Here is a 26,140-nt window from a genome sequence, read left to right on the forward strand (position 1 = left end):
ATAACCTGATTATTGGTTTTTTGCTGTATTGCTTCCAAATAACTTGTTTTTAGTTTGAACTAAAAAATTGTAATTTTTAGCAAGCTGCTTTTTTAAAAATGAAGCATCTTCTTTTGGAAACCAATCTGTTGTTCTTGGCTTCTCGATTTGTACTTTATGAATTTGGTAAGCATAAGTTGCAATAGATGTTCTAAAATTTCCGTCTGGAAAATTTGTCATATCATATCCATGAAGTGTGTAAGGAGCACATTGCTGAATAATTAAGCGATTAAAAGGAACATCAAGTTCGGTATTTTCCCCTGTTCTTAAATCAAATATTTTTAAATTGCCTTTATATTCTTGTTTCCAGTCTTTATTTAGATACAAAAGCAGATTTAATTCCCGGTACCAACCTTTGTTAATAGGATGATAATTAAAATCTAAGTGCATATCCAGAAAGCTATTTTTCTTGCCTTGATGTAAGCCACCACCATGATTTTTTGGGTCAACAAAAATAGATTTTGAGGTTATATAAGATATAATTTTATTGAATCTTTCAGACGAGAGTTCATCATACAATTCATGCATTTCAGGTCCTAATTCTTTATAATTTGATTTTTCAAATTTATTATTTGCAAAAGAATAGTCACGGCTTTTATTCTTGAGTTCAGGAATGCTTTCATGAGCTTTTAATAACCTTTCCTCTTCACAAAAGTTATCAATTATTAAATGCGGAAACGGACTGGCAGTTAAATACTTTAAGCGCAAATCATCTAAATGGTTTTCCAGGTATTCAAAATTAATCATAAGTGTTATTTTAAACCGCTTGCGAACAAAAGTAGAAATTAAATAAAAGAATATTGATTATAAATGAATTTGTTTGCAATAAAATTTTACGGAATTTTAAAATCATTATTTTTGAGTCCTATTTTATAAGACTTAAATGAAAATAGCCATTCTTGGTACCAGAGGAATTCCTAATAATTATGGCGGATTTGAGCAGTTTGCTGAAATTTTTGCTGTTTATTTAACCGAAAAAAAACACGATGTGTATGTCTATAATTCACATAAACACATTTATAAAGAGAAAAATTATAAAGGAGTAAACATTATTCATCAGTATGATCCAGAATATAAAATAGGGACTGTAGGACAATTTATTTACGATTTGAATTGTATTTTGGATTCTAGAAATAGAAATTTTGATATCATTTTGCAATTGGGCTACACAAGCAATTCTATATGGTCTTTTCTTTTACCAAAAAAATCAATCATTATTACTAATATGGATGGATTGGAATGGAAAAGAACCAAATATTCTAAACTAATCCAAAGGTTCTTAAAGTTTGCCGAAAAAAAAGCCGTAAAAAGTAGTGATTATCTCGTAGCAGATTCGCTAGGAATCAAGAAGTATCTGAAAGAAAAATATAATACTGAAGCTGCTTATATTGCATATGGAGCAGATTTGTTTTCTGATCCAAAAGAAGAGGTGCTTTCACAATATAATGTTGAAAAAAATAATTATAACTTATTGATAGCTCGTTTTGAACCTGAAAATAATATAGAAGTAATTTTGGATGGTATTGCCGAAAGTCAAGATAATAAAGTGATGTTGGTTATAGGGAGTAATGATAATAGTTATGGAGACTATCTCAAAAAAAAGTTTTATAATTATCGAAACATACGTTTTATAGGAGGAGTTTATAATAAAGTGCATTTAGATAATCTAAGATATTTTTCTAATCTTTATTTTCATGGACATTCAGTAGGAGGGACAAATCCTTCATTGCTTGAGGCAATGGCGACAAAAGCATTAATTGTAGCACACAACAACGAATTTAATCGTGCTATTTTACAGCAAAATGCATTTTATTTTTCGAATGCAGAATGCATTAAGCATCTAATAAAAACCATTAAAAGAAAAGATTACGAAAACATTGTTGAAGATAACTTTAAAACGATAATTCAAGAATTTAATTGGAACAAAATAAATGAATCATATTTTAGATTGTTTGAAAAAAGTCTCAAATAAAATGGATGAATTATGGAAGAATAAAAACTTGCCAGTTTATCTATTGGTAGCAATGTTAGTAACACTTCCATTAAAACACAATATTGGGAGTTTAGCCTGTATTGTTTTTTTATTGTTTACTTTTTATAAAGCCAAAAAAACAGATTTTTCGTTTCCTAAAGTCTTATTACTTCCAATACTATTGTATGTTTTGATGTTTATTTCGCTCATTTGGACAATAGACAATAAATTAACCATCAAAGGATTGCAAAAGGAAGTATTGCTACTCTTAATTCCTTTTGCTTTTTGCACATTGCCAAAAATAACTCGAAATGATGTAAATAAGATCATCAAGTGGTATAGTTTTACTATGGTAGGTTTTGCCATTTTCTATTTTTTAAAGGCAATTGTAAGATTCATAAATTCTGGAGACAAAGCTGTTTTCTTTTACCACGAATTAGTTACTTTAGAATTGAATGCAATTTATATGTCTGTTTTTGCTTCTTTAGCACTATTTTATTTTCTAGTGCAGAAAAAAAAGTCAATTATTGATAAAACAACATTTTCGATTCTTATTGTTTTCATATTATTACTATCATCCAAAAATATCATTGTAGTTGATTTGATTTTGATTATAATATACTATTTGTTTTTTTCTACTATTCCAATAAAAACAAAGCTCATAATACTTTCAACGGTTATTATTCTATCGATAAGTTCCATACTTTTTATTAAGCCAATTAGAGAAAGATTTATGATTGAGTTTGAAACAATATTTGTTGATAGTTCTTTAAATAAAAATATTGAAGAAAATCAAGGACCAATTTATAATGTAAGTTTAAAACAAGCTTGGAGCCAAGATCAATTTCGACAAAATGATTTTTTTCCAGGAACAGCATTTCGATTGTTCCAGATTAGGATTTTTATAGAAATGCTTAAGGAACGAAATATTCTTTTTACAGGATTTGGATTAGATGCTTCACAGAATAAAATCAAAGAAAAAGTAAAAGAACATAATTTATATCCAAATTATGGAGAATTTAATTTTCATAATCAATACATTCAAATATTTGCAGAGTTGGGCATATTTGGTTTTTTGATAGTTATAAGCATGTTGTTTGTCACATTCAGAATTGGGATTGTAAATAAAGATTTTATTCATATTGCTTTTGCAGTAACAATGATAGTCTTATTTTTGACTGAATCTTTTTTGAGTAGACAAAGAGGAATAATTTTCTTTATAGTTTTTTACAGCATGTTTAATTCGGTAAAATATTGTAATGAACAGAAAATATTAAAATGAAAAGAATACTTATAACCGGAGCAGCAGGATTTTTAGGATCACATTTATGTGACAGATTTATCAAAGAAGGATATTTCGTTATCGGAATGGATAATCTGATTACAGGAGATCTTAAAAATATTGAACATTTATTCAAACTTGAAAACTTCGAGTTTTATCATCATGATATAACTAAGTTTGTTCATGTTCCAGGCGATTTAGATTATATATTGCATTTTGCTTCGCCAGCAAGTCCGATTGATTACTTAAAAATTCCAATCCAGACTTTGAAAGTTGGGTCTTTAGGAACGCACAATTTATTAGGATTAGCAAGAGTAAAAAAGGCTAGAATTTTAATTGCATCAACATCTGAAGTTTATGGAGATCCTTTAGTGCATCCACAAACTGAAGAATATTATGGAAACGTAAACACAATTGGTCCGCGTGGTGTTTATGATGAGGCAAAACGTTTTCAGGAATCTATAACAATGGCTTATCATACTTTTCATGGAGTAGAAACCAGAATAGTGCGTATTTTTAATACTTACGGACCTAGAATGCGACTAAACGACGGACGTGTAATTCCAGCTTTTATTGGTCAGGCACTTCGCGGAGAAGATTTAACCATTTTTGGAGACGGAATGCAGACACGTTCTTTCTGTTATGTAGACGATCAGGTAGAAGGTATTTACAGATTATTACATTCAGATTATGTTTATCCAGTAAATATTGGAAATCCAGACGAAATCACAATTAAAGATTTTGCGGAAGAAATTATAAAACTGACAGGAACTAATCAAAAAGTGGTTTATCATCCGCTACCTATAAATGATCCTTTACAGCGTCAGCCAGATACTACAAAGGCCAAAGAATTATTAGGCTGGGAAGCAAAAGTAAGCCGTGCAGAGGGAATGAAAATTACTTATGAATATTTCAAGTCATTATCTCCTGATGAACTTGCAAAAGAAGAGCATAAAGACTTTTCAAGCTATATAAAATAAATTAAGATTCTGAAAGTATATAAATCTAATGAACGATTTAGTATCTATTTTAACGCCAACATATAATACTGAAAAGTTCATTAGAGCAACAATAGAATCAGTTCAAAATCAAACCTATAAAAACTGGGAAATGATTTTGGTTGATGATGCTTCTACAGATCAAACCGTTTCTGTTATAGAAGAATTTGTTCAAAATGATTCCAGAATAAAGCTATTCAAACTGGACAAAAATTCAGGAAATGGTTTTGCCCGAAATGCAGCTTTAGACAAAGCATCCGGAAAATATATAGCTTATCTGGATTCTGATGATTTATGGCGTTCAGATAAATTAGAAAAACAGATTCAGTTTTTAAAAATTAATAATCTGCATTTTACTTTTAGTTATTACGATTCTATTGATGAAGAGGGAAATAGTTTAAAAAGAAGGGTTGAATCACCAAATCCATTAACTTATAAACAATTGTTTTTCTGTAATTATGTAGGCAATCTTACGGCTATTTACGATGCTGAATATTTTGGGAGAATAAAACTTGAATCCACTCAAAAGAGACAAGATTGGAGAATTTGGCTTACGATTTTAAAACAAATAAAAACTGCAGAAGCCATTCCAGAACCTTTAGCTTTTTACAGAATTAGGAAAAACTCAATTTCATCATCAAAATTCAAATTGATAAAACACAACTTTGGTGTTTATAGAGAATTTCATGGATATAATCTGGTTTTTTCTATTTTATTGATGATGAGGTTTTTGTTTACTCAGTTGATAATTAAACCAATATATATAAAGAAGATTTAAAATATAACTTGAAGTCGCAATTTGCGACCTTGGAGAATTTCGTTTAGAATTGGAGATCACAATTTGTGATCTCCAATTTTTTTCATCTCTTTAAAACATAGCCCACGGTTTCAACCGTGGGAAACGTATTGTGGAAATTTATGGTGTCCAGCGATTGAAGCTACTGGCTATGTTTTTGACAATTTTAATCTAATTTTAAAGCCTTATTCTAAAAGTTAATCACAAACTTGATGTCACAATTTGTGATCTTAAAGAATTATTGTTTATAACCAATCTTTACTCTTTCAGACTCATTTTCTTTTTTCTCAGTTAATTCATCTAAATAAGAAAAAACCAATTCAATATTTTTATCATGATTTTCTAACTTCTTCTGAATCTGTAAAATATCGACCTTAATTTCAGTTGTGTCCAAAAGCATTTGTCTCACTTTCGTGAAAATCCTCATAATTTGAATATTAGTTTGAATTGCTTTGTCGCTTTTTAAAATGCTTGAAAGCATCATAACGCCATGTTCAGTAAAAGCCATTGGTGCATATCGTAAACTCATTTTTTCTGAATTGGAGGTCGCAAATTGCGACCTCCAATTTTCAAATTCTGTTTTGGAAAGTTCAAACATAAAGTCTTTAGGGAAACGATTTAAATTTCTTTTTACTTGTTCTTTTAATCGTTTTGTTTCAACACCATAAAGTAAGGCCAAATCACGATCAAGCATCACTTTTTGCCCGCGAATAAAATATATTTTGTTAGAAATTGTTTCCTCAGAAAGTAGAGAATGATCATCCATAAGTTTTTCAATAAAAAAAAAACAAATGTAAGATTTTATTTATGTTTATAAGTAAGATTTAAATTGTTTTAGTTTCCCGCGATTGGTTCTTTCTAAAACAGTTTTTTTTGTAAAAATGAAGTTTAAATGGGGTTCTAAATACAAATCTATGGCTTGTATTATTTTCTCAATTTGTTCTGAAATTAATTCTTTTTCAGCGACATATTCAATTTCAAAAGTATCTAATTTGGTTTGTTTGATGATAAATTCTTTTACGTTTCCATCGTCTTCAATAATGCTTTTGGTTACATAATAAAACGTCAAACCTGGAGATTTTTTACCGCTTGGAAGAATTGCAACATCGTTGGTTCTTCCAATCAGTTTTTTTAGAATTGGTTTCTGAGGAGTGCTTTTTTCGTCTAAAATTCCAATGTCGCCAATTTCATATCTTATAAATGGATTTGCTTTATTGAATAAAGAGGTAATCACAATTTTTCCTTCCGTTCCATGTGGAACAGGATTATTATTTTCATCTAAAATCTCGACAAAAAGTGTTTCTGTGTTTACCTGCCATTCACCTTGAGGATTTTCAAAAGCAATTAAATCTAACTCAGAAGCGCCATATTCACTGATTATGGGAATTCCGAATTGTTTTTCCAAAAGTCTTTTATCCGTTTCAAAAAGCATTTCTGAGGTAACAAAACAAGCTTTTAAGGTTGGACAGATTTCTTTTAAAATGATATTTTTTTGTTCTAAAAATTTAGCAAAAAGAACAATCGAACTCGTATAGCCGTTGATATAATCGAATTTTTTCGATTTGAATTTCTGCAGAAATTTTTCCAGAATTTCATCCGATAAATCAAAAACCGGAAAACGAAAACGGTGCGTAAGGAAATCCTTCAAACGTTCTTTTTGATATCCAATAAAATCCATCGGAATTCCGTAAAAGCGTGCTTGATACGAATGATTAAAATCAATACCAAACCAGCCGAAACGCATAATATTAGAAGCCCAAGTCAAGGCATGCGAATATTTGTCTTTAGCAAAAACAAAAGGAGTTCCGCTTGATCCGGATGTTTTGTTGAGGTAAATGTTTTTTTTTGAATATCCTTTTGAAAGTCTTTTTTCAAGAGGTTTTTGGAGATTCTGTTTGTTCAAAATCGGAAGATCATTCCAGTTTTCAATCTTTTTGTTTCCAACCAAATCACGATAAAAAGAATTGTTATTTAAATGAAAATCAACAATTTCTTTCTTTTTCTTTTCAATAAATGAAGCATACTCTTCTTTAGAGAAATGAACAATTTTATCCAATTCGGCTTTAGCTTTCTTTATTGGAAAACCATTTAGCTTGAGGGAAAGATCAAAAAGGCGAATCATTTTTCGGGATAATTTTCGTCAAAAATAATATTTACCAATTACTAACAATGAAGAATCACGAAGTTTTTAAGATTTAATTATTTTTTACGTCCAAAAGCAATTATTTTTGCACCACAACTAATAATACAACAACACATGACAATTTTACTATTGGGATCAGGCGGAAGAGAACATGCATTTGCATGGAAAATGACACAGAGTCCGCTTTGCGAAAAACTTTTTGTAGTACCTGGAAATGCAGGAACTGCTGCAATCGCTGAAAACGTTGCCATATCTGCGACAGATTTTGAAGCAGTAAAAGCATTAGTACTTAAAGAAAATATAAGTCTAGTAGTCGTAGGACCTGAAGATCCGTTGGTAAAAGGTATTTATGATTATTTTAAAAACGATGAAAGTTTAAAAAATATTCCAGTTATTGGTCCATCAAAATTGGGTGCACAATTGGAAGGAAGTAAAGAATTTGCCAAAGAATTCTTGATGAAACATAATATCCCTACTGCAGCATATGATAGTTTTACTGCTGAGACGGTTGAAGAAGGATGTAAATTTTTAGAAACATTACAACCTCCTTATGTTTTAAAAGCAGACGGATTAGCAGCTGGAAAAGGTGTTTTGATTATTCAGGATCTTGAAGAAGCAAAAACAGAATTACGTAACATGCTAGTTCACGCTAAATTTGGAACAGCGAGTTCAAAAGTAGTAATTGAAGAGTTCTTGGATGGAATCGAATTGAGCTGTTTTGTTTTAACTGACGGAAAAAGCTATAAAATTCTTCCAACAGCGAAAGATTACAAAAGAATTGGTGAAGGAGATACAGGTTTAAATACAGGCGGAATGGGAGCGGTTTCTCCAGTTCCTTATGTAGATGCAGTTTTGATGGAAAAAATTGAAACACGCATCGTAAAGCCAACGATAGAAGGTTTTCAAAAAGACGGAATCGAGTACAAAGGTTTTGTATTTATAGGTCTGATCAATGTAAAAGGAGAACCAATTGTTATTGAATACAATGTAAGAATGGGTGATCCTGAAACTGAAGTTGTCGTTCCGAGATTGAAATCAGATTTAGTTGAATTGTTTTTGTCTGTTGCAGATCAGAAATTAGGAGATTTCAATCTAGAGGTAGATCCAAGAAGTGCAACAACTGTAATGGTTGTTTCTGGCGGATATCCTGAAGATTTCGAAAAAGGAAAAGTAATTTCTGGTTTAGAAAATATTACAGATTCGATAGTTTTTCACGCAGGTACAAAATTAGATAACGGAAATGTCGTTACTAATGGAGGACGTGTAATTGCTATAACATCTTATGGAGACGATTTCCAACAGGCCATAAAAAAATCTTACCAAAACATAGATAAACTAAGTTTTGATAAGATGTATTTTAGAAAAGATATTGGCTTCGATCTAATTTAGAAAATAAATTCACCAGCCCTTTTTAATTAAAGGGTTTGGTTTTTTATTTTAAAAATGAGTGAGCTGTTGTATCTTGGTTTTCTGTTCCGGCATCATCAAAAATACGTAATTGTTTAATCCAATAACCAATTGCGCACGCACAGATGATCATGAAAATCCAGTTAATAGTGTTTGCACCAAACCATGTAATTAATTCCAAACGACGTAAAAAGTCAAGAGGAGCAAACAAAATGTTAACGAATAGGTATTGAATTCCTTCGAAAAAAGCTGTCATAATTTTAAAAATTATATGTTATTTATTTGTTGTGTAATGCCTTGAAGATAAAATTCGGTAAACCAAATCTTTTTTCAACTCGTTAGGTTTTTCCTTTTAAACAAGTAGTATCTTTACAATCACAAAAGTATAAAATATCCTTATGATAACAAGTGTTTTTAAAAAATCTACGCCATTAAATTATTCATTGGTTGTAATTTTAATACTGGTTTTCTTTTTTATGTTCCAAATTAAAGACCCATCTTGGGTTACTTCTTATTTTTTGGCTTTTCAAAAAGTGAGTTTGTTATGCTTTATTTTGGCTTCTTTTTTTATGATTAATTTCATTGTAAAAAAGAACGGGCTCAGTAAAGACAATGGTTATGCGATACTTTTTTACTTGTTGTTTATTTTGTTTTTCCCAACCATATTTAATAACTCAAATGTTATCTATGCCAATTTTTTCGTTTTATTGGCACTTCGTAGATTAATCTCGCTACAATCCCTAAAAGCATCAAAAGAGAAGATATTTGACGCGGCATTTTGGATTTTTATAGCTTCTTTATTTCAATTTTGGAGTATTCTCTTCTTAATATTGGTTTATATTTCTATTATTTTTCATGTTTCAAGAGATTATAGAAACTGGGTTTTGCCATTTATTGCGCTTTTGGCAGTAACAATTTTATTCTACATGACATCTTTAATTTTAAATTTTGATGCCGTAGCTTTCATTCAGGAAAGAGCAGTAATCGATTTTAGAATTGATTATTTTAAGAATAATTATGAAAATGCAGCACTTTCAATATACACTGCAGTCGCTTTATTTTTTGTTACTTCGATGCTAATGACATTGTCAAATAGACCACAAATTGTCCATTCTTCGTATAAGAAAATAGTAGCTTGCTTTTTTATAGCAGCCATTGTTTACATCATTTCGCCTAATAAAAGCAACGATTTGCTATTGTTTAGTATTGCACCATTAAGCATTATGGCAACGAGCCACGTAGAATACATGCAGCAGAAACTGAATAACGAAATTGTTTATTACACTCTGATTGTATGTAGTTTATTTACGTTTTTCTCTCAGCTATAATTTACTTCCGTAAGCAAGATCACCAGCGTCGCCAAGACCTGGAACAATGTAGTTTTTCGCGTTTAGTTTCTCATCTAAAGAAGCAACCCAGAGATGGCAATTTTCGGGAAGATTTTTTTCTAGATAAGCAATTCCTTCTGGAGCAGCAATAACAACAACAATATGTATTTCTGCTGGAATAGCGTTTTCGACCAATTTTTGGTGAACCGCTACAATTGATTGTCCCGTAGCCAGCATCGGATCTAGAAGCAAAACGGTTTTATTATTTAAGTCTGAAATGGCTTGATATTCAACTCGAATTTCAAATTGATCATCATTATTTGGGTGGAATCTGCAAGCAGAAACAAAGCTGTTTTCGGCATGATCAAAATAATTTAAAAAGCCATTATGGAGAGGAAGTCCAGCTCTTAAAATAGGACATAAAACTAAATCCGTATCAATTTCTGTAGTGTTCTTAATTCCAAGAGGAGTTTGGATTTCAACATTTTTATAAGGTAAAATTTTGCTCAGCTCATAAGCCATGATTTCTCCAATGCGTTCAATATTTCTACGAAAACGCATGCTGTCATTTTGAACATTTACATTTCTAATTTGTCCTAAGAAATGATTTAAAACGCTGTTATTTTCAGAGATATAATGAATTTTCATGATGAAATTGTAATTTATTTAGAGATATAATGATGAAACGAAAAATAATTCCTTTTCTTCGCAGCATAAAAGTATAAAAAGTATCTTTGTATCTATAAAAAAATAAAGACATGTTTTCAAAATTAGCATATTCTGTTTTCGAGCAAAGCATCAAAGATTATCACCAGTTTGATAATGTAGATCAGCCGATCAATAACCCTTATCCAAAAGATAAGTTCGAGCATTTGTTATATCTAAAAAATTGGATTGACACCGTTCAATGGCATTTTGAAGATATTATTCGTGATCCGAATATTGATCCTGTAGCGGCTTTAACTTTAAAAAGAAGAATTGATGCATCAAATCAGGAACGTACTGATATGGTGGAATATATTGATAGCTATTTTTTACAAAAATACAGCAATGTAAAAGTAAAAGACGGGGCAAAAATCAATTCTGAAAGTCCTGCTTGGGCTTTTGACAGATTGTCGATTTTGGCTTTAAAAATTTATCATATGCATGAAGAAGCAAATCGTGCAGAAGCCTCTCAGGAACATAGAGATAAATGCCAAGAAAAATTAAATGTACTTTTAGAACAAAGAACAGATTTATCTACAGCAATTGAAGAATTATTGACAGATATCGAAAACGGTGATAAATTCATGAAAGTGTACAAACAAATGAAAATGTACAACGACGATGATTTGAACCCAGTTTTATATCAAAATAAAAAATAATAATTTGGCAGCGTTGTCCAACAACAAAATCAAACATATAGCCGTCATGAGACTATCCGCAATGGGAGATGTCGCCATGACGGTTCCTGTTTTACGTGCTTTTGTAAAACAATATCCGACGGTAAAATTGACCGTTATTTCTCGTCCGTTTTTCAAACCTTTTTTTGATGGAATTCCGAATCTTGAATTTTTTGCTTTTGATGAAAAAGCAAGACATAAAGGATTTCCAGGACTTTTGAGATTATTTAGAGATGTAAAACAATTGAAAATTGATGCCTTTGTGGATCTTCATAATGTTTTACGATCAAAAGTGGTGAGTTTGCTTTTCGCTTTAAGCGGAAATAAAAGAGCAACAGTTGATAAAGGCCGTGAAGGAAAAAAAGAATTAACCCGAGCCGAAAACAAGATTTTCAAACAATTGCCAAACATGTTCGAAAGACATGCAAAAGTGTTTTCAACACTTGGTTTTCCGTTAGATTTATCGAAACCAACATTTCCAGAAAAAGCAGTTTTAAGTTCTGATATTTTAGACATTATCGGAAATGAAAATCAAAAACTAATAGGGATTGCGCCTTTTGCACAATATGATTCTAAAGTTTATCCTTTGGATTTAATGCAAGAAGTAATAGCAAAATTAGCTAAAAATTCATCCTATAAAATTTTGCTTTTTGGCGGAGGAAAGAAAGAAATCGAAATTTTAGATTCACTTTCTGAACCTTTCGAAAATGTAATAAATATGGCTGGAAAAATCAAATTTCAGCAGGAATTACAGTTGATAAGCAATCTCGATATTATGCTTTCTATGGATTCTGGAAATGCCCATATTGCAGCAATGCTAGGCGTAAAAGTTATTACACTTTGGGGTGCAACACATCCATACGCTGGATTTTTACCATTCAATCAAAGTTTAGAAAATGCCTTAACAGCTGATAGAAATATATATCCAAAATTGCCAACATCAGTTTATGGCAATAAAATTGTTGAAGGTTATGAGGATGCTATGAGGACAATTTTACCACAGCAAGTTGTTGACAAAGTTATAGAACAGCTTTCATAAAATAAAAAAACTTCTCTTTTTATGAGAAGTTTTTTTTTAATCGTTATGCAATATTTTTGTTTAAAGTGTACTTTTCATTAGAATCGAGGAAAGAATATCCGATTGTTTTTTTTCTTTTTTTGTTTACTATAATGGAAACAAAGTTATTTTTGTCTTCGGTTGACAATAGAATATGCTCGAATTTTTGTGATGAATCTCTGTAAACTTTATAAATTAAGTCTTGATCTTTAATTTTTTTAGATAAAATTTTAGCGGATTTAAGCCTGCTTACATAAGGCCAGATGTTAAAAACATTCGAATCGGTCTTTTTTACTTCTACCATTTTTTCGGTCAAAGTTGAATTGTATTTCTCTCTTTCAAGCAACTTAGGGCCTTTTCTGTTTTTCATTTTTATAATAACTGCCAAAACGCACAGCGAAGCAGTTACAACGAGCATAATAAAAAGATAGAGATGAAAGTGTTGTATGTGAGCTGTCATGATATTTAATGTTTAAATGTTTGACAAATTTGATTTAGCTCTGTAAAATCTCAAAACAATGAGATTGAGATTGCCATAATTTTACCTCTAATTTAATGAAAAATCGGCAATATTTCGATAAAATTTTGCTTTTATTTCAATTACAGCCAAATCTTCTCATCGCGACAACGACGGTAGATATAACTTTTAAGATTTGCAATGGTTTCTTGATAATTTGGTGCATCATAACCGTAGCGCTCATGCTCCATTTGTTCTCTTTCAATAGCCTCGCATCCTTTAATAACTTCTTTGATCATGTCAAGCAAAGCGAGCTCTTTATTGTCGGTTTTTTGAAATTTAAGTTCAACAATATCATCCTGAAGTTCTTCACAGTAATCAACCAGCTTCATAACTTCTGGTTCATCCAGAAGATATTCTTTGTTTCTAAAAATTTCTCGTACCGATTTCATAAACAATTAATTTTCAAATTTTTAAATTCCAAATTCCAAGTTACATCTTTGCCAAATTTTTAAGCTTTGGCAAAGAGTAGAAACGCAATTAAACAAAAAAAATTCCAAATCCCAATTGAAAGGTTGGAATTTGGAATTTTTGATATTAGAATTTAATAAGACTAGACGTCGTCGTAATCAACATAAATAGTTTCTGATGTTGGATGCGCTTGACAAGTTAAAATTAAACCTTCAGCAATTTCGCTGTCTGTTAAAATAGAATTTTTTGTCATTTCGGCACTTCCTGCAGTAACACGACCTAAACAGCTGCTACAAATTCCGCCTTGACAAGAATAAGGAGCATCAACACCTTGTTTTAGAGCAGCATCAAGAATAGTCTGTTTTTTAGACATTTCGAAAGTAGTTTCTTCATCGTCTACCAAAACAGTAATTTTTGTATGTCCTTCTTGAGAACCTTGGATTGCATGTTCTTCAGAAGAAGAAGTAAACAACTCAAATTTGATAGCAGATTCTTTTACATTTTTCTCTTTCAAAACATTAGAAACAGTATTAATCATTTCTTCTGGTCCGCAAAGGAAAAACTTATCAAATTGAAGTTCTTTGTGTTTGTTGTTTAAAACAAAATTCACAGCCGATTTTTCAATTCTTCCAAATAAAGCGTTTTCGGCTTTAGCCTGGCTGTATACATAATGCACAAAAAATCTGCCTACATATTGCAATTGCAAATCGTGAAGTTCTTGATGAAAAATTGTGCTTTCAGGAGTTTTGTTTCCGTAAACCAATACAAATGAACTTTTTGGCTCATTTTTAAGAACAGATTTTATAATAGAAAGCACTGGAGTAATTCCGCTTCCTGCAGCAAACGCCGCGTAGTTTCTTTGTCTTTCAGCATCTGGCTCAAAAGTAAATTTACCTTCTGGCTGGCCAACTTCAAGAACATCTCCTGCTTTTAGTTTTGTATTGGCAAACTGAGAAAAAAGACCATTTTTTACTGCTTTTACAGCAATTCTTAATTCGCCGCTGTCTGGTGCAGAGCAAATAGAATAAGCACGTCTAATTTCTTGATTGTCAAGAGTCAGTTTTAAATTTATATATTGTCCAGCTATAAATTTATAGTCTGATTTTAGTTCTTCAGGAACATTAAAAAGAATAGAAACAGCATCTGCAGTTTCGCGTTTAACCTCTTTAATTATAAGTTTTAAGAATGAAGGCATGATAGAATTTTTATGCAAAAGTAGCAAACCACTATTAAAAGTTTAGCACGAAATTATTTTTTTTAACTTTTTTTGTAACGTTTTCCTACATTTGGTCTCTTACTACAAAAATACTAAACCATAAACCATGATTAAGAAATTTATTTATCTAGAATGGAAGGCTTTTATTAGGTCGGCATCTTTTGGTAAAAATCTGGCAATGAAAATTATAATAGGTTTTCTGATGATCTATTTTTCATTAGTTTTTGTCGCAATGGGCGTTGGCGCATTTTATGTTCTTAAAGACATGAATTTGGAACCATTGGCTACAATAAACAAATTTTTAATTTATTATTTCCTGTTTGATTTGGTAATTAGATTGTTACTTCAATCAATACCAGTTTTAAACATCAAACCATTATTGGTACTGCCTTTTAAGAAACCAGTAATTGTTCATTTTTCATTAGGAAAAACAGCTTTGTCGTTTTTCAATTGGGTTCACGCTTTGTTTTTTGTGCCTTTTTCAGTTGTCTTAATTTTGGAAGGATATGATGTTGTTGGAATCTTTTTTTGGTATGTGGGAGCGATGGCTTTTATTTATATCAACAATTTTTTGAATATTATTTTAAGCAACATCGACAAATTGTTTGTTGTATTTGTGGCATTAATTTTGGCTTTGGCAGGAGCACAATACTATCAATTATTTGATATAACGACATTTACAACTCCGTTCTTTCAGAGCTTTTATGATATTGAAGGAGTATTTTTAATTCCTGTTCTAATCTTAGGCGGTTTATATGCTTTCACTTTCAAATATTTTAAAAACAATTTATATCTCGATGCAGGACTTTCTGTAAAACAAGATGTTGCATCAACAGAAAATCTGGCTTGGCTGAATCAATTTGGGACTTTAGGAACTTTTCTTAAAAACGACATTAAATTGATAAAAAGGAACAAAAGATCTAAAACAACGATTTTCATGAGTGTTTTGTTTTTGTTTTACGGATTTCTCTTTTTCGGAAATTCTCATCAGCCTCCCGTAATGCACATTTTTGCCGGAATTTTTGTTTCGGGCGGATTTTTGTTTGTCTTTGGACAGTTTGTACCAAGCTGGGACAGTTCATATTATCAATTAATGATGACACAAAATATTCCGTATCGAGGTTACATTACTTCAAAATGGTGGCTCATTGTTATTGTAACTTTTCTCTCTACGATATTGGCTTCTTTTTATTTGTTTTTAGGATGGGAAATTTATCTCACAATTGTAGTTGGAGCAATTTATAACATTGGGGTCAATTCTCATTTAGTACTTCTTGGCGGTGCATTTACTAAAACACCAATAGATTTAAGTAACGCTGGAGGTGCTTTTGGAGATAAAAAAGCTTTTAATGTAAATGCAATGTTATTGACGCTTCCAAAAATTTTACTGCCTTTGGGGCTTTATGCAATTGGACTTTATTTGAATAATAAAAATCTTGGTTTAGCATTGGTTGCCGGAGCTGGAGTTTTAGGATTTGTGTTAAAAGAAAAAGTATTTTCATTAATAGAAAGAAGATACAAAATTGAAAAGTACAGTACAATAAGTGCTTATAAACAAAAGAGTTAATTTGATAATTAGAGAATTTGGCAATTCGAAAATCCAAATAAAAAAGACAATTTTTTAATCTAAAATCAACAATCTAAAATCTACAATTACATCATGATACAAGTAAATCAACTTTCAAAAAAATATAACGGAACTACAGTTTTAAACATTAGCAATTTAGAAATCCCAAAAGGACAGAGCTTTGGCTTGGTGGGGAATAACGGAGCAGGAAAAACAACATTTTTCAGTTTGCTTCTAGATCTTATCCAGCCTTCAACAGGATATATAAAAAGTAATAATATTCAGGTAAATACAAGTGAAAACTGGAAATCTTTTACAGGATCTTTTTTAGATGAAAATTTCCTTATCGGATATTTGACTCCAGAAGAATATTTTTATTTCATCGGAGATTTACGAAACCAGAACAAAGCAGATATAGATGCATTATTAGCGAAACATGAAGAATTTTTTAACGGTGAAATTTTAAAGAACAAAAAATACCTTCGTGATTTATCTAAAGGGAATCAGAAAAAAGTGGGAATTATTGCGACGCTTATTGGAAATCCAGAAGTTGTAATTTTAGACGAACCATTTGCTAATCTGGACCCGACCACAGTTAGCCGATTAAAAAAAATTATTAGAGAATTGGCCGATAATCCAAATGTAACGGTTTTGGTTTCAAGCCACGATTTACAGCATACAGTAGAGGTTTGTGATCGAATAGTTGCCCTTAATAAAGGAGAAATTGTAAAAGATATTCAGACGTCAAAAGAGACCTTACAAGAATTAGAATTATTTTTTGCTGTGTAAGAATTTCTATATTTCAAAAAGAAGCGTATTTTTACAAGTGATTATACTAAAATTGGTTTTTAGTAGTTATGTGTTTTAAACTCTTTTCTATTGAAAAAGAATACTCTTAAATATAGTTTTATTCCCATTTTTTTATTCTTTTTGATAGCTTGTTCTACCAAAAAAAATACCTTTTTGGCTCGAAGTTCTCACTCGATTGGGACAAAATACAATATTCTTTATAACGGAGGAATTGGCCTTGATAAAGGTTTAAAGTCTATTCAGGCCAATAACGAAGATAATTTTTGGAAACAGCTGCCTATTGAAAAAATGCAGTTTGATGAAAATTTTTCTGAAGGCGAAAAAGCTAAAAATCCTGATTTTGAAAAGGCAGAAACCAAAGCTACCAAAGCCATTCAGAAACACTCCATGAATATTGGAGGAAGAGAAAGAAACTGGCAGATTGATGAAGCCTATCTTATGCTTGGAAAAGCGAGATATTATGATCAGCGTTTTATTCCGGCAATAGAGGCATTCAATTATATTTTATACAAATACCCAGAAAGTAATAATATTTATACCGCAAAAATCTGGCGCGAAAAAACCAATATGCGTTTAGGCAACGATGCAATTGCGCTTAAAAACATTAAAATTTTACTTAAAAAAACAGATTTAGATAAACAGACTTATGCCGATGCAAATGCTCTTCTGGCAGAAGCTTTTATTAATTTGGAACAAAAAGACAGTGCGGTTTCTAAACTTAGAATTGCAGAACAGTTTACAAAAAGTAATGAAGAGCGAGCAAGATATCGTTTCATTCTTGGTCAGATGTATCAGGCAGAAGGGAAACGTGACAGCGCTATTTATTTTTATGATGCCGTTATCGATTTGAACCGTAAAGCTGATCGTAAATACATGATGCACGCTTACGCGAAAAAAGCGCAGATGTTTGATTACGGGAAAGATAATGATACGATTTTCTTAAAGACATATAATAAGTTGGTGGCTGATCGTGAAAATCGTCCTTATTATGATGTTCTTTTTTATGAAATGGGAGTTTATTACGATAAAAAGAAAGATCAGGAAAATGCCTTGAAGTTTTACAATAAATCTTTAGGAAGAAAATCTAAAGACCCATATTTGATGGCTTCTGCCTATAGAAATATTGGAAATATGTATTTTAAAAATACAGATTACTCAATGGCAGCCAAATACTATGACAGTACTTTGGTAAAACTGGATCCTAAAACTAGAGAATTCGCTTTTATAGAAAAAAATAGAAAAAATCTTGATGACGTAATTAAATACGAAGCTATTGCAAAACGCAACGACAGTATTATTAAGGTATACAATTTGCCGCCAAACGAAAAGAAAGATTATTTCGAAAATTATATTGCCGAGCTTAAAAAGAAAGACGAAGCAAAACGCCTTTTAGAAGAAAAAGAAAAAGAGCGATTGGCCAATATTGATCGAAATTCCCAAGCAGATTTTTCAGGAAACGGAGCTGTTAATCCCAATTCTCTAGGTAAACCAGCAGAACCAGAAGGAATTGGCATGCCTCCTGGCGGTAATGATAATGCAAGCACTTTTTATTTTTACAATCCGACAACTGTTGCTTATGGAAAACTACAGTTTAAAAAAATGTGGGGAAGCAGAACATTGGGCGGTAATTGGAGATTGGCAGGAGTAAAATCTGCAAACGATGCGGCAATGAACGACACTATTAATACGAAAGAAGTTGCCAATGCACTAAAAGACACTATTGTTCCTGAAAAATATACTGTAGCTTATTATGTAGGACAGCTTCCAACTTCGCAAGCTGCTATGGACAGTATCGGTAAAGAGCGTAATTTTTCATACTATCAATTAGGACTTATATATAAGGAGAAGTTTAAAGAATATAATCTGGCTAGCGACAAACTAGAGCAGTTGCTTAAAAATAATCCTGAAGAAAAATACGTATTGCCATCGATGTATAATCTGTACAAAATTTATCAGATTACAAATCCGGCAAAAGCAGAAGCCATAAAAGCTGAAATTTCTACAAAATATCCAGATTCGAGATATGCTCACATTTTAAACAATAAAGAAGACGATCCAAATTCTAGTCCTGATAAAGAATACCAGAAATGGTATAAACTTTTTGAAGAAGAGAAATTCGACGAAGTCTTAGCCAATATTGATAACCTGATTAATCAATATTCGGGAGATGACATTGTATCGAAATACGAATTGTTAAAAGCCAATACTTTAGGAAAAGTAAACGGTTTAGAAGCCTATAAAAAAGGACTTGAGAATGTGGCAGACAATTACCCAAATAGTGAAGAAGGCAAAAATGCCAGAGAAACTCTTGAGAAACAAGTACCTGTTTTAGAAAAACTTAGTTTTACAACAACTGACACTAAAAACTGGAAAATATTATATCGTGTTTCTAATAACGACACGAAAGCTGTTAAAAGAATTGAAGAAGCAATCCGAGTATTTTTATTAGTTGAAAATTACGAAAGATTGACAACATCTTTGGATAAATACAATAAAACAGAAAGCTTTGTAGTTATTCATGGTTTAAAATCTGAGGCTTACGCAAATGACGTTGCTGGAGTTTTCAGAGATGATAAAAAATACAAAATCCCAGATCAGGCAATAATAATATCAAATGATAATTATAAAATCGTTCAGATCAAAAAGAATTTAGACGCATACTTGACCCCGAAAACCCCTTAAATCTTAACCGCCATGTTTGAAAAAGTAAAGAAAAATGGAACTGAACAATTAGGAAGAACAAATAGAATTGTTGAAGGAACATCAATAGTAGGAGATATAGTCTCAAAAGCCGATTTTAGATTAGACGGCGAATTGATTGGAAACTTTACTTCGCAAGGCAAAATAGTGATTGGGGCCAAAGGAGCTGTTAAAGGAGAAATAATTTGTAATAATGCTGATATTGAAGGAGAGTTTCACGGAAAGATAAAAGTTCTAGAAACCCTTAATATTAAATCGACTGCTCAAATACACGGAGAAGTGGCAGTAGGAAAACTTTCGATAGAACCAGGAGCCGATTTCACAGCAACCTGCACGATGCTTGCCCATTCGAACCCTGTAATCATGCTAGAAGATGGAAAAGGAACCGAATAATAATAGAAGAAATAAATGGCTCGCATTTATTAACATTCCTTTTCAAATGGGAGTCATTATTTTTGTATTCTCCTATTTCGGGACTTGGCTTGACGAAGAACATCCGAGCCCGAAAGTTTATTATAATACCATTTTTGTACTAGTCGGAGTTGGAGTTGCATTATATAATGTAATCCGACAAGTAAATGATATCAATAAAACAAAGTAGTTTGTATGTAAAACGTCTTGAGATAAAAGTTGCATCTTTGCACAAAAATTATTTCAAATGCTTTCAAAAAATTACAAACCGATTTTTTATTTGTTATGTCTTGCTTTAGGAACCTATATTCTACATAAAGCCGTTTTTTTCTTTAGTGAAATTAATACAGAGAAATTTCATTACAGTTTAGAATTACTGTACATATCTTTTTTCGCAATTTCATCTTTATTATACCTTATATTATTAGTAGTAAAAAAGAAGAATTTTGAAATCGTCGGAATGACGTTTTTATTCGGGACTTTTACACAAATGTTATTAGCCTATTTAGTTCTGCAGCCAATTTTAAAAAATCAAACTGGGGAAACCAATATTGAAAAAGTCAGTTTTTTTATAACATTTGTGCTGTTTTTGTTATTTCAGACGCTTTTAACTGTCCGATTATTAAATGAAAAGCCTTAAAATAACAATTCTTTAAAACAAGGTTTAAAAATAATTTTTCATATCCTTTTGAATATTAATAAAAAATGTACCTTTGCACCAAATTTTAGAAACGTAAAAAAATAAGATTTTCCACGATATGGTGATTTCAAACAAACCACTCAGCTTTATTCTTGCTGCTTTTGTAGCTTCTCTACCGATTATGGGTTTTGCAAATCCAGAGAATGACTCGACGCATGTTCAAACTGAAACTGCTCATGAAGAGAAAGTAGTTTCACATAATGCTCACGAAGAAGGAGAGCATGTTGCTCTTGACCCAAAGGCAAAAGTGGATGCTTTTATTGATCACCACTTACAAGATTCTCATGACTTTGTTTTCTTTTCAGACGAAAAAGAAAATAAACACTACGGTTTTTCATTACCAGTTATTCTTATTGATGGAGGTTTAAAAGTTTTCTCTTCTTCAAAATTACACCACGGAGAAGAAGTTGCAGAAGTTGATGGTAGCTACTACAAATTAGTTCACGGTAAAATTTACAAAACGGATGCTGCTGGAACAATCAACTTTGATGAGCACGGTCATCCATCAAACGAAAAACCATTAGATTTTTCGATTACTAAAAATGTTGTTTCAATGCTTTTCGTATCAGTATTATTGTTCTTCATGTTTACTGGTTTAGCAAAATCATACAAAAAAGGACCAATCCCAACAGGATTTGGTAGAGTTTTAGAACCACTTGTAATTTTCATCAGAGATGAAATTGCAGTTCCAAATATTGGAGAAAAAAAATACCGTAAATATATGGGTTACCTATTGACAGTGTTTTTCTTTGTTTGGGTTTTAAACCTATTAGGAATGACTCCGCTAGGAATCAACGTAACAGGAAACATTGCTATTACAGTTTGTTTAGCAGCCTTTACATTTATCATTACTCAATTTAGTGCAAACAAAGATTATTGGGGACACATCTTCTGGATGCCAGGAGTGCCAGTTCCAATGAAAATTATCTTAGCTCCAATTGAGGTTTTAGGAACATTAACAAAACCATTTGCATTATTAATTCGTTTGTACGCAAACATTACTGCAGGTCACGTAGTAATCATGAGTTTAATTGCAATGATCTTTGTTGGAAAAAATTTAGCAGCAGATTTACCAATCTCATTAGGATTAACTTTGTTTATCTCTGTTATTGAAGTTTTAGTTGCATTTTTACAAGCGTTTATCTTCACAATGTTATCATCATTGTTTATTGGTATGGCTGTTCAAGATCATGATCACGCTCACCACCACGAAGACGAAACTGCGATTATTTAATTTTAGAAGTTTAATTTTATATATATAAATAGTTATGGGAACAATTCCAACTTTAGTAGGTGCTGGTTTAGTAGTAATCGGTGCAGGTTTAGGTTTAGGTAAAATCGGTGGATCTGCTATGGACGCTATTGCTCGTCAGCCAGAAGCTGCTGGTAAAATTCAAACTGCGATGATTATTATCGCGGCTTTATTAGAAGGTTTAGCATTCGCTGCTTTAATCTTAGGAAAATAATAAAGAGAGAAATAACAGCATCTTTAACGGTTGGTTAAAGATGTTGTTACTTTTAAAAAAGAAATTAAATATTTAATATAGTTATATAAAATGGATAAGTTAATTAACGATTTTTCATTCGGATTATTCTTCTGGCAAGCTTTAATCTTGGTAATATTGATTTTACTTTTAGTAAAATTTGCTTGGAAACCAATTATGGAATCTATTACTGCAAGAGAAGAAGGTATTAAAAATGCATTACTTTCTGCTGAAAATGCAAAGAGAGAAATGGAAAACTTACAAGCTGACAATCAAAGAATTTTGAATGAAGCTCGTGCTGAACGTGACGCGATGTTGAAAGAAGCTCGCGAAATGAAAGAGAAAATGATTGCTGATTCTAAAAACGAAGCTCAAGAAGCTGGTCAAAAAATGATTGATCAAGCTAAAGCGGCTATCGAAAGCGAAAAAAATGCTGCAATGGCAGAATTGAAATCTCAAGTTTCTTCTCTATCATTAAGTATTGCTGAGAAATTATTGAAAGAAGAATTATCTAACAAAGAATCTCAAACTAAATTGGTTGAGAAAATGTTAGGTGACGTAAAGTTAAACTAAGATTATGGCAGGTACAAGAGCAGCAATTCGTTATGCAAAAGCAATTCTGGACTTAGCAAACTCTAAAGGTGTTGCCGAAGCTGTAAATAACGATATGAAATCAATTGCAAGTGCAATTGAGACAAATACAGAATTGAGTACATTTATTCAAAACCCAACAACAACAGTTGAAGTTAAAGAAAGTGCTCTTTTGGAAGTTTTTGCAAATGTAAATGGAGTAACAAAAGGATTGTTCCGTTTATTATTTGAAAACAAAAGATTTGAAATTCTAGATGCAATTGCAGTAGAATACAATAAATTATTTGATGTAAACAATGGAGTTGAAGTAGCAAAAGTTACAACAGCAATTCCAATGGATGCTGCTTTAGAAGCTAAAGTTTTAGCAAAAGTTGCAACATTATCAGATAAAAAAATTACAATTGAAAATATTGTAGATCCTTCAATCATTGGTGGATTTATTTTGAGAATAGGAGATAATCAATACAATGCTTCTGTTGCAAACAGATTACAAGTATTAAAAAGAGAGTTAAGTAATTAGTTTTATAACACAAAAAGTGTCTAAATTATAAATTAAGATGGCGGAAATCAAACCTGCTGAAATTTCAGCAATATTAAGAAAGCAAGTAGAAGGTTTTGAATCTGGTGCTACGCTAGAGGAAGTAGGAACAGTACTTCAAGTTGGAGACGGTATTGCTCGTGTTTACGGGCTATCTAATGTACAATATGGAGAGTTAGTAGAATTTGATAACGGTATGGAAGGTATCGTATTGAATCTTGAAGAGGATAATGTTGGGGTTGTATTATTAGGGCCATCAACTGGACTTAAAGAAGGATCTACTGCAAAAAGAACTCAACGTATTGCTTCTCTTAAAGTAGGTGAGCAAATGGTAGGACGTGTTGTTAACACTCTTGGTTTTCCAATTGATGGAAAAGGACCAATCGGTGGTGACTTATACGAAATGCCTTTAGAAAGAAAAGCACCTGGAGTTATCTTCCGTCAGCCAGTAACTGAGCCATTACAAACAGGAGTAAAAGCAGTTGATGCTATGATCCCAGTTGGACGTGGACAGCGTGAGCTTGTAATCGGTGACCGTCAAACAGGTAAATCAACTGTTTGTATCGATACAATCTTAAATCAAAAAGAATTTTACGATGCAGGAAAACCTGTATTCTGTATATATGTTGCAATTGGACAAAAAGCTTCAACTGTAGCAGGAATCGCAAAAATGTTAGAAGAAAAAGGAGCAATGGCTTATACAGTTATCGTTGCTGCTAATGCTTCTGATCCGGCTCCAATGCAAGTTTATGCTCCATTCGCTGGTGCTGCTATTGGAGAGTACTTCAGAGATTCTGGTCGTCCAGCTCTTATCGTTTATGATGATTTATCTAAACAAGCTGTTGCTTACCGTGAGGTTTCTCTTTTATTAAGAAGACCACCGGGACGTGAGGCTTACCCTGGAGACGTTTTCTACTTACACTCTCGTTTATTAGAGCGTGCTTGTAAAGTAATCGCTGATGATGGTATCGCTAAAAACATGAACGATTTACCAGATTCTATCAAATCTATCGTAAAAGGTGGTGGTTCATTAACTGCATTGCCAATTATCGAAACTCAAGCTGGTGACGTTTCTGCATATATCCCAACAAACGTAATCTCTATTACAGATGGTCAGATTTTCCTTGATGGAGATTTGTTCAACTCTGGGGTTCGTCCTGCAATTAACGTAGGTATCTCTGTATCTCGTGTTGGAGGTAATGCACAGATTAAATCAATGAAAAAAGTTTCTGGAACATTAAAATTAGACCAAGCTCAATTCCGTGAATTAGAGGCTTTCGCTAAATTTGGTTCTGACTTAGATTCTGTTACTTTAAACGTAATCGAAAAAGGAAAAAGAAACGTTGAGATCTTGAAACAAGGTTTAAATGATCCTTATCCTGTTGAAAACCAAGTTGCAATTATTTACGCTGGATCTAAAAACTTATTAAGAAACGTTCCTGTAAATAAAGTAAAAGAATTTGAAGCTGATTTTATCGCTTACTTAAACAGTAAACATAAAGATACGCTTAACGCTTTGAAAGCTGGTAAATTAGATGACGCAATTACAGACGTAATCGAAAAAGCAGCAAAAGAAGTTTCAGCAAAATATAACTAATTAGATAATTCGTTAATTAGATAATTAGATAGTGTTAAGCATTATTCTAATTATCTAATTTTCAGATTGTCACATTTTCTAATTAATAGATGGCAAATTTAAAGGAAATCCGTAATAGAATTACTTCCGTTTCATCGACGATGCAGATTACATCGGCTATGAAAATGGTTTCTGCTGCAAAGCTGAAGAAAGCACAAGATGCAATCACTGCAATGCGTCCTTATGCCGAGAAATTAACGGAGTTATTGCAAGACCTTTCTGCAACACTAGAGGGTGAAGTAGGAGGAGATTACACTACACAACGTGAAGTAAAAAAAGTATTGTTGGTAGCTATAACTTCTAATAGAGGTTTATGCGGTGCTTTCAATTCAAATATTATTAAAGAGATTAAAAACCGTACAGAGTTTTATGCTGGAAAGCAAGTTGACGTTTTTGCCATTGGTAAAAAAGGTGGAGACGCTTTAGTTAAAACGCATAAAATCCACGGTCATCATAATGCAATTTATGATCATTTGACTTTTGAAAATGTTGCTGGAATTGCAGATAATTTAACTCAAAAGTTTTTAACTGGAGAATACGACAGAATTGAATTAGTATACAATCAGTTTAAAAATGCTGCGACTCAGATTGTTCAGGTAGAGCAATTTTTACCGTTAGCGCCTATTAATACTGATGCTTCTGCAGTTTCTGGAGATTACATTTTTGAGCCAGGAAAAGAAGAAATTGTATTGGCTTTAATTCCAAAGTCTTTAAAAACACAATTGTACAAAGGTATTCGTGATTCATTTGCTTCTGAGCATGGAGCGCGTATGACTGCAATGCACAAAGCAACAGATAATGCAACAGCATTAAGAAACCAATTGAAATTAACTTATAACAAAGCTCGTCAGGCAGCGATTACAAGTGAGATTTTGGAGATTGTTGGTGGAGCAGAAGCTTTAAACGGATAATCGATTCCATAATATACAAAAAGAAAGCCAGCGTTAGCTGGCTTTTCTTTTTTATTGGAAGTTTTATTCTTTTTTAAAAATACTTTTATAAAATGGTGATTCTCAAATTATCATTAAGTTGAGAATCACTACCATTTTATAAAAATAGACAGATTGACTCTGTGTGCTTTGTCTTTCATGGGAACAAACTAGCTTTATTAATCCCAATGCTCTGTTTTTTTAAGGGTTACAATACAGCAGAATC

At 31.9% G+C, this 26,140-nt stretch carries 28 protein-coding genes; 19 read left to right on the plus strand and 9 right to left on the minus strand.

Annotated features, from left to right (window positions below; genetic code table 11):
• Positions 1 to 9: 9 nt before the first annotated feature.
• Positions 10 to 786 carry a 2OG-Fe(II) oxygenase gene (locus tag NU08_RS03025; RefSeq protein WP_129745804.1) on the minus strand — a complete coding sequence of 259 codons (777 nt, stop codon included), beginning with the start codon at positions 784 to 786 and terminating at the stop codon, positions 10 to 12.
• 136 nt (positions 787 to 922) lie between these two features.
• On the opposite strand from NU08_RS03025, the gene NU08_RS03030 reads away from it, so the two are divergent.
• Positions 923 to 2,011: a DUF1972 domain-containing protein gene (locus NU08_RS03030; RefSeq protein WP_129745805.1), complete on the plus strand. Its 1,089-nt coding sequence runs from the start codon at positions 923 to 925 to the stop codon at positions 2,009 to 2,011.
• Between the two features lie 123 nt (positions 2,012 to 2,134).
• Here the strand turns inward: NU08_RS03030 and NU08_RS22220 are convergent, their stop codons facing one another.
• Complete coding sequence (locus NU08_RS22220) at positions 2,135 to 2,377, minus strand: hypothetical protein (protein WP_165352397.1); 243 nt, start codon at positions 2,375 to 2,377, stop codon at positions 2,135 to 2,137.
• 100 nt (positions 2,378 to 2,477) lie between these two features.
• Here NU08_RS22220 and NU08_RS22225 point away from each other — a divergent pair, with 100 nt between their 5' ends.
• Genes NU08_RS22225 through NU08_RS03045 form a run of 3 tightly spaced genes read left to right on the plus strand, consistent with a single transcriptional unit; the run spans position 2,478 to position 5,069 of the window.
• Positions 2,478 to 3,293 carry an O-antigen ligase family protein gene (locus tag NU08_RS22225; protein WP_165352398.1) on the plus strand — a complete coding sequence of 272 codons (816 nt, stop codon included), beginning with the start codon at positions 2,478 to 2,480 and terminating at the stop codon, positions 3,291 to 3,293.
• Complete coding sequence (locus NU08_RS03040) at positions 3,290 to 4,273, plus strand: UDP-glucuronic acid decarboxylase family protein (RefSeq protein WP_129745807.1); 984 nt, start codon at positions 3,290 to 3,292, stop codon at positions 4,271 to 4,273. The genes NU08_RS22225 and NU08_RS03040 overlap by 4 nt, the downstream gene beginning before the upstream one ends.
• Before the next feature lie 28 nt (positions 4,274 to 4,301).
• Positions 4,302 to 5,069, plus strand: coding sequence for a glycosyltransferase family 2 protein (locus NU08_RS03045; RefSeq protein WP_129745808.1), 768 nt, complete (start codon positions 4,302 to 4,304; stop codon positions 5,067 to 5,069).
• A gap of 256 nt (positions 5,070 to 5,325) precedes the next feature.
• Here NU08_RS03045 and NU08_RS03050 read toward each other — a convergent pair whose 3' ends face one another.
• On the minus strand, positions 5,326 to 5,853 hold the full coding sequence (locus NU08_RS03050) for an ORF6N domain-containing protein (protein WP_129745809.1): 528 nt from the start codon (positions 5,851 to 5,853) through the stop codon (positions 5,326 to 5,328).
• A gap of 45 nt (positions 5,854 to 5,898) precedes the next feature.
• Positions 5,899 to 7,209, minus strand: coding sequence for a phenylacetate--CoA ligase family protein (locus tag NU08_RS03055; protein WP_129745810.1), 1,311 nt, complete (start codon positions 7,207 to 7,209; stop codon positions 5,899 to 5,901).
• Between the two features lie 135 nt (positions 7,210 to 7,344).
• On the opposite strand from NU08_RS03055, the gene purD reads away from it, so the two are divergent.
• Complete coding sequence (purD, locus tag NU08_RS03060; protein WP_129745811.1) at positions 7,345 to 8,619, plus strand: phosphoribosylamine--glycine ligase; 1,275 nt, start codon at positions 7,345 to 7,347, stop codon at positions 8,617 to 8,619.
• A gap of 43 nt (positions 8,620 to 8,662) precedes the next feature.
• On the opposite strand, the gene NU08_RS03065 is transcribed toward purD, so the two are convergent.
• Positions 8,663 to 8,893: a DUF6341 family protein gene (locus tag NU08_RS03065; protein WP_008465813.1), complete on the minus strand. Its 231-nt coding sequence runs from the start codon at positions 8,891 to 8,893 to the stop codon at positions 8,663 to 8,665.
• Between the two features lie 142 nt (positions 8,894 to 9,035).
• Here NU08_RS03065 and NU08_RS03070 point away from each other — a divergent pair, with 142 nt between their 5' ends.
• Positions 9,036 to 9,965 carry a DUF6427 family protein gene (locus tag NU08_RS03070; protein ID WP_129745812.1) on the plus strand — a complete coding sequence of 310 codons (930 nt, stop codon included), beginning with the start codon at positions 9,036 to 9,038 and terminating at the stop codon, positions 9,963 to 9,965.
• Here the strand turns inward: NU08_RS03070 and upp are convergent.
• Positions 9,960 to 10,613 (minus strand): uracil phosphoribosyltransferase, encoded by a 654-nt coding sequence (gene upp, locus NU08_RS03075; RefSeq protein WP_129745813.1) that lies wholly within the window; start codon positions 10,611 to 10,613, stop codon positions 9,960 to 9,962. The genes NU08_RS03070 and upp overlap by 6 nt on opposite strands.
• A 110-nt stretch (positions 10,614 to 10,723) precedes the next feature.
• Between upp and NU08_RS03080 the strand changes: the two genes are divergently transcribed.
• Both NU08_RS03080 and NU08_RS03085 read left to right on the plus strand, forming a co-directional pair.
• Positions 10,724 to 11,329 carry a DUF4254 domain-containing protein gene (locus NU08_RS03080; RefSeq protein WP_129745814.1) on the plus strand — a complete coding sequence of 202 codons (606 nt, stop codon included), beginning with the start codon at positions 10,724 to 10,726 and terminating at the stop codon, positions 11,327 to 11,329.
• Between the two features lie 46 nt (positions 11,330 to 11,375).
• Complete coding sequence (locus NU08_RS03085; protein WP_129745815.1) at positions 11,376 to 12,386, plus strand: glycosyltransferase family 9 protein; 1,011 nt, start codon at positions 11,376 to 11,378, stop codon at positions 12,384 to 12,386.
• Between the two features lie 43 nt (positions 12,387 to 12,429).
• Here the strand turns inward: NU08_RS03085 and NU08_RS03090 are convergent, their stop codons facing one another.
• From NU08_RS03090 to NU08_RS03100, 3 genes are all read right to left on the minus strand, one after another.
• Positions 12,430 to 12,864 (minus strand): hypothetical protein, encoded by a 435-nt coding sequence (locus tag NU08_RS03090; protein ID WP_129745816.1) that lies wholly within the window; start codon positions 12,862 to 12,864, stop codon positions 12,430 to 12,432.
• Between the two features lie 140 nt (positions 12,865 to 13,004).
• Complete coding sequence (locus NU08_RS03095) at positions 13,005 to 13,313, minus strand: hypothetical protein (protein ID WP_129745817.1); 309 nt, start codon at positions 13,311 to 13,313, stop codon at positions 13,005 to 13,007.
• Between the two features lie 161 nt (positions 13,314 to 13,474).
• Positions 13,475 to 14,527: a ferredoxin--NADP reductase gene (locus NU08_RS03100; protein WP_129745818.1), complete on the minus strand. Its 1,053-nt coding sequence runs from the start codon at positions 14,525 to 14,527 to the stop codon at positions 13,475 to 13,477.
• A 127-nt stretch (positions 14,528 to 14,654) separates the two neighbouring features.
• Between NU08_RS03100 and NU08_RS03105 the strand changes: the two genes are divergently transcribed.
• From NU08_RS03105 to atpG, 11 genes are all read left to right on the plus strand, one after another.
• The gene (locus tag NU08_RS03105; protein ID WP_129745819.1) at positions 14,655 to 16,115 is read left to right on the plus strand and encodes a DUF5687 family protein; all 1,461 of its coding nucleotides are present in this window, start codon (positions 14,655 to 14,657) and stop codon (positions 16,113 to 16,115) included.
• A 93-nt stretch (positions 16,116 to 16,208) separates the two neighbouring features.
• A complete protein-coding gene (locus tag NU08_RS03110) occupies positions 16,209 to 16,904 on the plus strand; it encodes an ABC transporter ATP-binding protein (RefSeq protein WP_129745820.1) in 696 nt (231 codons plus the stop codon).
• Positions 16,905 to 16,994: 90 nt separating this feature from the next.
• Complete coding sequence (locus NU08_RS03115; protein ID WP_129745821.1) at positions 16,995 to 19,607, plus strand: tetratricopeptide repeat protein; 2,613 nt, start codon at positions 16,995 to 16,997, stop codon at positions 19,605 to 19,607.
• Between the two features lie 12 nt (positions 19,608 to 19,619).
• Positions 19,620 to 20,018 carry a polymer-forming cytoskeletal protein gene (locus tag NU08_RS03120; RefSeq protein WP_111368379.1) on the plus strand — a complete coding sequence of 133 codons (399 nt, stop codon included), beginning with the start codon at positions 19,620 to 19,622 and terminating at the stop codon, positions 20,016 to 20,018.
• Positions 19,999 to 20,226 (plus strand): AtpZ/AtpI family protein, encoded by a 228-nt coding sequence (locus NU08_RS03125; RefSeq protein ID WP_008465831.1) that lies wholly within the window; start codon positions 19,999 to 20,001, stop codon positions 20,224 to 20,226. Before NU08_RS03120 ends, NU08_RS03125 begins: the two co-directional genes overlap by 20 nt.
• A 568-nt stretch (positions 20,227 to 20,794) precedes the next feature.
• Positions 20,795 to 21,970, plus strand: a complete 1,176-nt coding sequence (atpB, locus tag NU08_RS03135; RefSeq protein WP_119788773.1) for a F0F1 ATP synthase subunit A — start codon at positions 20,795 to 20,797, stop codon at positions 21,968 to 21,970.
• Between the two features lie 34 nt (positions 21,971 to 22,004).
• Positions 22,005 to 22,202 (plus strand): ATP synthase F0 subunit C, encoded by a 198-nt coding sequence (gene atpE / locus NU08_RS03140; protein WP_008465835.1) that lies wholly within the window; start codon positions 22,005 to 22,007, stop codon positions 22,200 to 22,202.
• 90 nt (positions 22,203 to 22,292) lie between these two features.
• Positions 22,293 to 22,793: a F0F1 ATP synthase subunit B gene (locus NU08_RS03145; protein ID WP_008465836.1), complete on the plus strand. Its 501-nt coding sequence runs from the start codon at positions 22,293 to 22,295 to the stop codon at positions 22,791 to 22,793.
• A 4-nt stretch (positions 22,794 to 22,797) separates the two neighbouring features.
• Entirely contained in the window at positions 22,798 to 23,331 is a 534-nt protein-coding gene (gene atpH, locus NU08_RS03150; RefSeq protein WP_129745823.1) for an ATP synthase F1 subunit delta, read from the plus strand.
• A gap of 37 nt (positions 23,332 to 23,368) precedes the next feature.
• Positions 23,369 to 24,946, plus strand: coding sequence for a F0F1 ATP synthase subunit alpha (gene atpA / locus NU08_RS03155; RefSeq protein WP_129745824.1), 1,578 nt, complete (start codon positions 23,369 to 23,371; stop codon positions 24,944 to 24,946).
• Positions 24,947 to 25,035: 89 nt separating this feature from the next.
• Entirely contained in the window at positions 25,036 to 25,896 is an 861-nt protein-coding gene (atpG, locus tag NU08_RS03160) for an ATP synthase F1 subunit gamma (RefSeq protein WP_129745825.1), read from the plus strand.
• The last annotated feature ends 244 nt before the right edge of the window (positions 25,897 to 26,140 follow it).

It is taken from the genome of Flavobacterium anhuiense, from assembly GCF_004151235.1.
Classification (GTDB): domain Bacteria; phylum Bacteroidota; class Bacteroidia; order Flavobacteriales; family Flavobacteriaceae; genus Flavobacterium; species Flavobacterium anhuiense_A.

What these genes read in the sequence shown, in the direction of transcription:
- NU08_RS22220 (WP_165352397.1), bottom strand. Translation starts at nt 2,377, where the DNA reads ATGGCAAAACCTACCATAGTAAAACTATACCACTTGATGATCTTATTT.
- NU08_RS03065 (WP_008465813.1), bottom strand. Translation starts at nt 8,893, where the DNA reads ATGACAGCTTTTTTCGAAGGAATTCAATACCTATTCGTTAACATTTTG.
- NU08_RS03110 (WP_129745820.1), top strand. Translation starts at nt 16,209, where the DNA reads ATGATACAAGTAAATCAACTTTCAAAAAAATATAACGGAACTACAGTT.
- NU08_RS03095 (WP_129745817.1), bottom strand. Translation starts at nt 13,313, where the DNA reads ATGAAATCGGTACGAGAAATTTTTAGAAACAAAGAATATCTTCTGGAT.
- atpA (WP_129745824.1), top strand. Translation starts at nt 23,369, where the DNA reads ATGGCGGAAATCAAACCTGCTGAAATTTCAGCAATATTAAGAAAGCAA.
- NU08_RS03050 (WP_129745809.1), bottom strand. Translation starts at nt 5,853, where the DNA reads ATGGATGATCATTCTCTACTTTCTGAGGAAACAATTTCTAACAAAATA.
- NU08_RS03080 (WP_129745814.1), top strand. Translation starts at nt 10,724, where the DNA reads ATGTTTTCAAAATTAGCATATTCTGTTTTCGAGCAAAGCATCAAAGAT.
- NU08_RS22225 (WP_165352398.1), top strand. Translation starts at nt 2,478, where the DNA reads ATGTCTGTTTTTGCTTCTTTAGCACTATTTTATTTTCTAGTGCAGAAA.
- NU08_RS03090 (WP_129745816.1), bottom strand. Translation starts at nt 12,864, where the DNA reads ATGACAGCTCACATACAACACTTTCATCTCTATCTTTTTATTATGCTC.
- purD (WP_129745811.1), top strand. Translation starts at nt 7,345, where the DNA reads ATGACAATTTTACTATTGGGATCAGGCGGAAGAGAACATGCATTTGCA.
- upp (WP_129745813.1), bottom strand. Translation starts at nt 10,613, where the DNA reads ATGAAAATTCATTATATCTCTGAAAATAACAGCGTTTTAAATCATTTC.
- NU08_RS03085 (WP_129745815.1), top strand. Translation starts at nt 11,376, where the DNA reads ATGAGACTATCCGCAATGGGAGATGTCGCCATGACGGTTCCTGTTTTA.
- NU08_RS03040 (WP_129745807.1), top strand. Translation starts at nt 3,290, where the DNA reads ATGAAAAGAATACTTATAACCGGAGCAGCAGGATTTTTAGGATCACAT.
- atpH (WP_129745823.1), top strand. Translation starts at nt 22,798, where the DNA reads ATGGCAGGTACAAGAGCAGCAATTCGTTATGCAAAAGCAATTCTGGAC.
- atpB (WP_119788773.1), top strand. Translation starts at nt 20,795, where the DNA reads ATGGTGATTTCAAACAAACCACTCAGCTTTATTCTTGCTGCTTTTGTA.
- NU08_RS03055 (WP_129745810.1), bottom strand. Translation starts at nt 7,209, where the DNA reads ATGATTCGCCTTTTTGATCTTTCCCTCAAGCTAAATGGTTTTCCAATA.
- atpG (WP_129745825.1), top strand. Translation starts at nt 25,036, where the DNA reads ATGGCAAATTTAAAGGAAATCCGTAATAGAATTACTTCCGTTTCATCG.
- atpE (WP_008465835.1), top strand. Translation starts at nt 22,005, where the DNA reads ATGGGAACAATTCCAACTTTAGTAGGTGCTGGTTTAGTAGTAATCGGT.
- NU08_RS03025 (WP_129745804.1), bottom strand. Translation starts at nt 786, where the DNA reads ATGATTAATTTTGAATACCTGGAAAACCATTTAGATGATTTGCGCTTA.
- NU08_RS03105 (WP_129745819.1), top strand. Translation starts at nt 14,655, where the DNA reads ATGATTAAGAAATTTATTTATCTAGAATGGAAGGCTTTTATTAGGTCG.
- NU08_RS03045 (WP_129745808.1), top strand. Translation starts at nt 4,302, where the DNA reads ATGAACGATTTAGTATCTATTTTAACGCCAACATATAATACTGAAAAG.
- NU08_RS03070 (WP_129745812.1), top strand. Translation starts at nt 9,036, where the DNA reads ATGATAACAAGTGTTTTTAAAAAATCTACGCCATTAAATTATTCATTG.
- NU08_RS03125 (WP_008465831.1), top strand. Translation starts at nt 19,999, where the DNA reads ATGGAAAAGGAACCGAATAATAATAGAAGAAATAAATGGCTCGCATTT.
- NU08_RS03145 (WP_008465836.1), top strand. Translation starts at nt 22,293, where the DNA reads ATGGATAAGTTAATTAACGATTTTTCATTCGGATTATTCTTCTGGCAA.
- NU08_RS03030 (WP_129745805.1), top strand. Translation starts at nt 923, where the DNA reads ATGAAAATAGCCATTCTTGGTACCAGAGGAATTCCTAATAATTATGGC.
- NU08_RS03100 (WP_129745818.1), bottom strand. Translation starts at nt 14,527, where the DNA reads ATGCCTTCATTCTTAAAACTTATAATTAAAGAGGTTAAACGCGAAACT.
- NU08_RS03120 (WP_111368379.1), top strand. Translation starts at nt 19,620, where the DNA reads ATGTTTGAAAAAGTAAAGAAAAATGGAACTGAACAATTAGGAAGAACA.